At 60.7% G+C, this 6569-nt stretch carries 5 protein-coding genes and 1 pseudogene; 4 read left to right on the top strand and 2 right to left on the bottom strand.

What is annotated here, in order from left to right:
- Positions 1–733 precede the first annotated feature (733 nt).
- The 4 genes from bioB to ACLHHB_RS00215 are packed head-to-tail and all read left to right on the top strand — an operon-like array spanning position 734 to position 4878.
- Complete coding sequence (gene bioB, locus ACLHHB_RS00200; RefSeq protein ID WP_410216257.1) at positions 734–1795, top strand: biotin synthase BioB; 1062 nt, start codon at positions 734–736, stop codon at positions 1793–1795.
- Between the two features lie 55 nt (positions 1796–1850).
- A complete protein-coding gene (locus tag ACLHHB_RS00205; RefSeq protein ID WP_410216258.1) occupies positions 1851–2984 on the top strand; it encodes an 8-amino-7-oxononanoate synthase in 1134 nt (377 codons plus the stop codon).
- Positions 2969–3646, top strand: a complete 678-nt coding sequence (bioD, locus tag ACLHHB_RS00210) for a dethiobiotin synthase (RefSeq protein ID WP_410216259.1) — start codon at positions 2969–2971, stop codon at positions 3644–3646. The genes ACLHHB_RS00205 and bioD overlap by 16 nt, the downstream gene beginning before the upstream one ends.
- A complete protein-coding gene (locus tag ACLHHB_RS00215; RefSeq protein WP_410216260.1) occupies positions 3643–4878 on the top strand; it encodes an adenosylmethionine--8-amino-7-oxononanoate transaminase in 1236 nt (411 codons plus the stop codon). Before bioD ends, ACLHHB_RS00215 begins: the two co-directional genes overlap by 4 nt.
- A 939-nt stretch (positions 4879–5817) precedes the next feature.
- Here the strand turns inward: ACLHHB_RS00215 and ACLHHB_RS00220 are convergent.
- Both ACLHHB_RS00220 and ACLHHB_RS00225 read right to left on the bottom strand, forming a co-directional pair.
- Positions 5818–6246, bottom strand: a pseudogene (locus tag ACLHHB_RS00220) (IS5/IS1182 family transposase); the annotation flags it as partial.
- A gap of 135 nt (positions 6247–6381) precedes the next feature.
- A partial coding sequence (locus ACLHHB_RS00225) for a hypothetical protein (RefSeq protein ID WP_410216261.1) occupies positions 6382–6569 on the bottom strand: 188 nt, incomplete at its 5' end.

The raw sequence follows: 6569 nt of genomic DNA on the forward strand, positions 1-6569 counted from the left end.
ACGTGCGGCCCGAGCTTGATGGGGAAGGGCAGGCCCTGCTCCAACGCCGCGTTCCGCAACAATGCCCTTTGATCCGCGTCCCAAGCGGGCACGGTGTTTTGAGACCCGCTGAACGCGGGCCAGCATTTGGACCAGACTTTCCGTTACCCTGCACATATTGTGTATTGGGTAGCGCCTAGACCATTGCCCCCTTGGCCACATCATATGCTTGATCGGGAACACGGGATCCTGCATCTCGTTCCAGATTCCAGCCTCGTCCCTTTTGAGGAACTGGAAACGCCCCGGCACGTCTGCCGCCGAGAATCCAATGAGAAACCTGAAGCCCGTGCTGATCAGATGGCATCGAATATGCCAGCCGCGCGCTGATCATCAAGTTCTGCAAACAGTCTGTTGATCCTCATGACGACGAGCCGCAAGCCAAATGATTATCTTTAATCACATCCTGTTTGGCGTCGAAGGCGAGACAAACAGTTCCGCTCTGACTCCATTTAAGTCTTGCCAAAAACGAAGGGTCGCCTGCTGCCGGAGAAATTGGAGCATGACAGTCAGCCTTAAGAATATCGCGCAGAAGCGCTTCTTAAATGCCACGGCAAACTTGGCCCTCAGACCATGGAACTGGACTTCTAGTTCGACATTCCGTTCTTACCGCTGTCTTTGCTCAGCTTGGCCCAACGATGATTGAACTGCGCTAGGCAGGAATGATAGGGACAGCATAAAGGCACCGGGGGAAGCCATGCTGCACAACAATCCAATCACAGGTCGCAATCAGAATCGCAAGATCTGGACGGCTGCTGAAGCGCGGCGCTTGTATGACCAACCGCTGATGGACCTGCTGTTCCAGGCGCAGTCGGTGCACCGCCAGCACTTTGACCCCAACCGCGTGCAGATGAGCCGTCTGTTGTCCATCAAGACAGGTGGCTGCCCGGAAGACTGCTCCTATTGCAGCCAGTCTGCGCGGCATGCGTCGGGGTTGTCGGCATCGAAGCTTCTGGAGGTCGAACGCGTACTGGCCGAGGCGCGGCGGGCGCGGGAGGCGGGTGCCACACGATATTGCATGGGCGCTGCATGGCGCAGTCCCAAGGAACGCGACATGCCGCAGATCGTCGCCATGATCGAGGGCGTCAAGGCGCTTGGCATGGAAACCTGCATGACCCTCGGGATGCTTGATGCCGATCAGTCGCGCCAGTTGGCGGAAGCTGGGCTGGACTACTACAACCACAATATCGACACGTCGGAGGCGCACTACGGCAATGTCATCACGACACGCAGTTTCGCCGATCGCCTCGAAACCTTGGAGAATGTCCGTCAGAGCGGCATCAAGGTGTGCTCGGGAGGGATCCTGGGCTTGGGTGAAGGGATGCAGGACCGTGTGGACATGCTGGTGACGCTTGCAAATCTTCCCGAAGCTCCTGACAGCGTGCCGATCAACATGCTGATCCCAGTCGAGGGGACGCCGCTGGCCGATGCCGCCCCCGTTGATCCGATCGATTTCGTGCGCACCATCGCGACAGCACGCATCATGATGCCGCGCAGCCACGTTCGCCTGTCCGCCGGCCGCACCGCGATGTCGGACGAGATGCAGGCAATGTGCTTCTTCGCGGGGGCGAACTCGATCTTTGTCGGCGACACATTGCTGACCAAGGACAATCCCGAAGAGGAAAGCGACATGCGCCTGTTCGCGAGGCTTGGCCTGCAGCCGATGGTTGCGCATGAACATGCGCCGCAGGATACGGAGGCAGATGCGCGTCGCGCGGCCCTGCTGACGGCCGATCCGGCAATCCCCGTTCTGCGTTGATGACCTTGGGCCCCTGCCCCAGTCTTTGTGGACCCTGAAGAAGAGGCAGGCGCGGATGGACCGATTGGCAGTTTACCGGCGCAATCTGACTGAGCTGGCAACGGATGCGCGGCTGCGAAGCCTTGCACCGCGCAAGGGGGCCGATTTCGCGTCGAATGATTACTTGGGCTTGGCGCAATCGGACCGGCTGCGCAGGGCAGTGACGGCAGCACTGGAGAACGGCGTCCCGGTGGGTGCCGCAGGCTCGCGGCTGTTGCGCGGAAACACCGACAGGCAGGTGGCTTTCGAGGAAACGGCCGCCCGCTTTTTTGGGGCAGAGGCCGCCTTGGGCTTTGGTGGCGGGTATGTTGCCAATTTTGCCATAATCACGACGCTGCCGCAGCGTGGTGACCTGCTGCTGATGGATGCCTTGTCCCATGCCAGCACGCACGAAGGCGCGCGTGCCGGACGTGCCGAAGTGGCGACCTTCCGGCACGGTGATATCGGCCATGCAGAGGACGTGATTGCGGCTTGGCGGCGCGGCGGCGGGACGGGCGCTGTCTGGATTGCCGTCGAAAGCCTCTACAGCATGGACGGGGACATGGCGCCTCTGGATGCTCTGATGGCGCTGGCCGACGAGGAAGGCTTCCTGCTGATCGATGAAGCCCATGCCACCGGCATTTATGGGCCTCAGGGGCGGGGGCTGGCGCATCACCTCGAAGGGCGAGAGAACGTGCTGACGCTGCACACCTTCGGCAAGGCCTTGGGGGGCGCGGGCGCGCTGGTCTGCGGGGCCCGCTGCTTGATCGATTTCATGATCAACCGGTGCCGCCCTTTTATCTTTGCAACGGCACCCTCGCCCATGCTGGCGGTCGCGGGGCAGGAGGCGCTGGCGATCCTGCGCGATGAGCCGTGGCGACGCGAAGAACTGGCCTCGCATGTGGCGACCTTTGGGGCCGAGATGGCGCGGCGACTGCCGCAAGTGTCGGTTTCCGGCAGCCAGATCGTGCCGCTGATCGTCGGTCCGAATGCCGGAACAATGCAACTTGCGGCCAAGGTACAGGCGCGCGGGTTCGATGTGCGGGGGATCCGACCACCGACCGTCCCCGAGGGCACGTCACGGTTGCGGGTTTCCCTGACGCTGAACGTGGGCCGTGACGATATCATCAGGCTGGCCCAAGTTCTGGAGGAACTATGGCCAGCTTCGTGATTACAGGAACCGGAACGGATGTCGGCAAGACAGTCTTTGCGGCTGGACTGTGCCATCTGATCGGCGCGGACTATTGGAAACCCCTGCAGTCGGGGTTGGCTGGCAATGTCGTGAATGACGCCGTCGGCAGCGGCAGGAACGCCTCCGCCGGCAACAAAGTCACCCAGTCCGGCAGCGACCGGGCGGAGGTCGAGCGTCTTTCGGGTGCGCGCAGTTATCCTGAAGCCTGGATGTTGCGGGAACCGTTGTCGCCGCATCGGGCGGCGGAACTGGAGCAGGTGACCATTGATCCGGACAACCTGACCTTTCCGGCAGCCGACAGGTTGGTGATCGAAGGGGCCGGTGGCGTTCTCGTGCCGGTTACACGGCAGGTTCTTTTTGCCGACCTTTTCGCGCTTTGGCAGGTGCCGGTGGTGCTGGTGGCGCAAACGGGGCTTGGCACGATCAGCCACAGTCTGACAGCCTTGGAAAGCCTGCGTGCGCGGGGCGTTCCCATACACGGCGTCGCCTTCACCGGCCATGCCAACGACGACAACATGGCAACCATCGGACAGATCGGCCGCGTGAAGGTGCTGGGTCGGCTGCCCATACTGCCCCAGCTGTGCCGAGCCAGTCTTGCCCAAGCGATGGCGAAACATTTTCGGGCGGAGGACTTTGCATGAGTGCGGTCTGGCACCCGTTCTTTCAGCACGCCACGGAACCTGCGCCCCCACGCGCAGTTCGCAGCGAAGGAGCCCATATTCACACGGATCGAGGGCTGCTGCTTGACGCCATCAGCAGCTGGTGGGTTGTGACCCACGGCCACAACCAACCCGAAATCGTTCATGCGATCCGCGAAACAGCCGGCTGTCTGGACCAGGTGATCTTTGCGGGGTTGACGCATGCTCCGGCCGAGGAATTGGCCGAAGCCTTGGTCGCAATGGCTCCACAGGGTCTGGATCATGTGTTTTTCAGCGACAGCGGCTCGACCGCCGTCGAGGTCGCATTGAAGATGGCACTCGGCTATTGGCGGCATGAAGGCGACGGACGACACCGGATTGCCGTGATCGAAGACAGCTACCACGGCGACACGATCGGCACGATGAGCGTGGGCGAACGCGGCCTCTTCAATGCGGCCTATGATCCTCTGATGTTCGCAGTCGATCGGTTGCCCTTCCCGCAAGGTGACGGTGCGGCCACGTTGCACGCGTTCGAGACAATGGTCGCCTCCGGCCAGATGGCGGCGCTGATTCTGGAGCCTCTGGTTCTGGGAGCGGGTGGCATGAGGATGTATATGCCCCAGGTGCTGGCCGATCTGCGGGCAATCTGCGACCGGCACGACGTGCTGATGATTGCCGACGAGGTGATGACCGGGTGGGGCCGGACCGGGCAGCTTTGGGCCTGTGATCACGCAGGGATTTCTCCGGACATCCTGTGCACTTCCAAGGGGCTGACAGGAGGGGTGATCCCGTTGGCAGCGACATTGGCCACCGCGCGGATATTTGATGCTCATCATTCAGAGGATCGTCGGCGTACGTTCTACCATTCCAGCAGCTATACAGCAAACCCGATCGCCTGTGCAGCCGCACTGGCGCAGGTGCGGCTGTGGCAGGCCAGTCCGATGCAAAAACGCCTTGACACACTGGCGGCCATGCAAAAGGAGCGGCTGGCGCTTCTGGTCGAAGACGAGCGGTTCGAGAACCCTCGCCAATGCGGAACAATCGCAGCGGTCGATCTGAGGGCGCCCACAGGGGGATATCTGTCCGAAGTTGGTCCTCGGCTGCGGGCGCATGCGTTGGAACAGGGCGTACTTCTGCGTCCTTTGGGCAATACTGCCTATGTCCTACCGCCTTATTGCGTCACGGCAGAAAATCTTGACCAGATTTGGGGTGCGCTCGCCTCGTTTCCAGTCTGACAGGCCGCTGCAGCGCTTGCCAACGGAAGCGGCTTCCGGACCAGGCGGTCCCGACTGGGATGCCTTCCGCCCCCTCCGCTTCACGCAACGGGACAGTGGAATGCTCGGGCGCGGTGGCTTTTAGTTGTCGCCAGATGAAGCGGGGGCGGACGTGCTCAATGTCTCGGCAAACGTTCAGGGCCTTTCCGCCGGCGGTCCCATTCCAGCCGTCCATCTGCGGAGATTGGTGTCACTCCAGACAAGCTGAGCGGATGACGAGGGCGTGACCTGATCATGCATTTCAGTCGGAGGGGTTTTATTGATCCCAAGGCTCAAAAAGCAGCGCGTCAGCTAGAAAAGTGCTTTTCAGCAGAAGCGGGACATCCCGCTATGCATCGAAATCAAGCTATCGCCTGAATGACATGCTGGCCATCAGCAACCAATTGCAGTTTATGGAGAAGACGGTGGACCTGCGGCTTGGGGTTTGGCCGGTGCAGGTTGAAAACTGGTCCTCAGACGGGGTGCCGCAGGCCCCTAACCCTCTATAGAATTGCCGGTGCCGAGACGCGTCAATCAAGGGCACAGCAGATCAGGCCGCATCTGCTCCATCAAAAAACGCTCGCCCCTGAACAGGAGGAAGAGGGAATTAATCTAAGTAGGCCGCTCCGGCACAATCGAGACGGAGGCGACAATCTGCCTCTGGCCGCGAGGCTCCGACGCCGAGGTTCCTTGCCGCACCCGCAGATAATGATGGCGTCGGATTTACCGCCAACTGATCCTGAAGAGGAAAGCTATGGATTTCGAAAGGCGGTAACAAAACGCTGTCGCCAAGTTGTTCAACCAGCAAGTATCGGAACACGGGTATCCTCTAGACTAGGAACAGCAGCCAAACGTCTTCCCCGAAGGCGTTACGGGAATGCAGACGGCGCTATAGCTGTTCGTGATGGCAACGCGCACCTAGACCTCAGCCACCTGCCGGCCAAAGTCACGATCCATGAACCGTTGGCTCGGCATTTTCACGCATTGCATCGTCTCGACCCAGATCCGTCGGTGGTATCCTGTCCAGTTTCTCTAGATCGTGCGACCAAGATGTTTTGCCAAACGCACAGCGCCCCTAGGCGCGATGGCCCGTCGTGGCTGGCTTCCAAGACTTTGCGTTCTTGCGCGGTGGGATGACGGCATGGGCACTGCGGTCTGCAATGGCATCATGGCCTCGGCGCGAGATACAAGCGCTGTTGGCTGTAGTGCTGCCCGTTGCCTGTTGGGCGGGATCCGGCCCAGCAGGGCGGGCGGCACCGGCGCATCCCCAATATGGCTTCCGTTCGCAGGCTCACCTTCGACCGCCCGTATCTCCAGCGTCTGTTCATCGCTTCCAAGGTGGATCTTGCGCCGTGAGCCATCTCGCGCCACTGATTCCATCGATCATGCAGAACGCGTCGTCAGCCATGTCTGAACGACAGTGCCACTCCAAGTCTGCTGCCGACCGCGTCTGTCAGTGGAGGAGGCTTTTTAGAAATCCCGAGATTAAAGCCAATCAAACAGCGAGCCGCGGCGCTTCAGCGCTTCGTAATAGAAGGTCAGTTCGTTGTCCTGTAGGTTGTGGGTCTGTTCATTCAGGAAAGCAACCATGTTGCATTCCCTATCAGAATCCCACACGCCGCGTTCTGCAACATGTGTAACCGCCCCAAGCGCAAGGGGGCTCTTGAAGCTTC

The sequence above is a fragment of the Paracoccus sp. (in: a-proteobacteria) genome, from assembly GCF_046462195.1.
GTDB lineage: Bacteria > Pseudomonadota > Alphaproteobacteria > Rhodobacterales > Rhodobacteraceae > Paracoccus.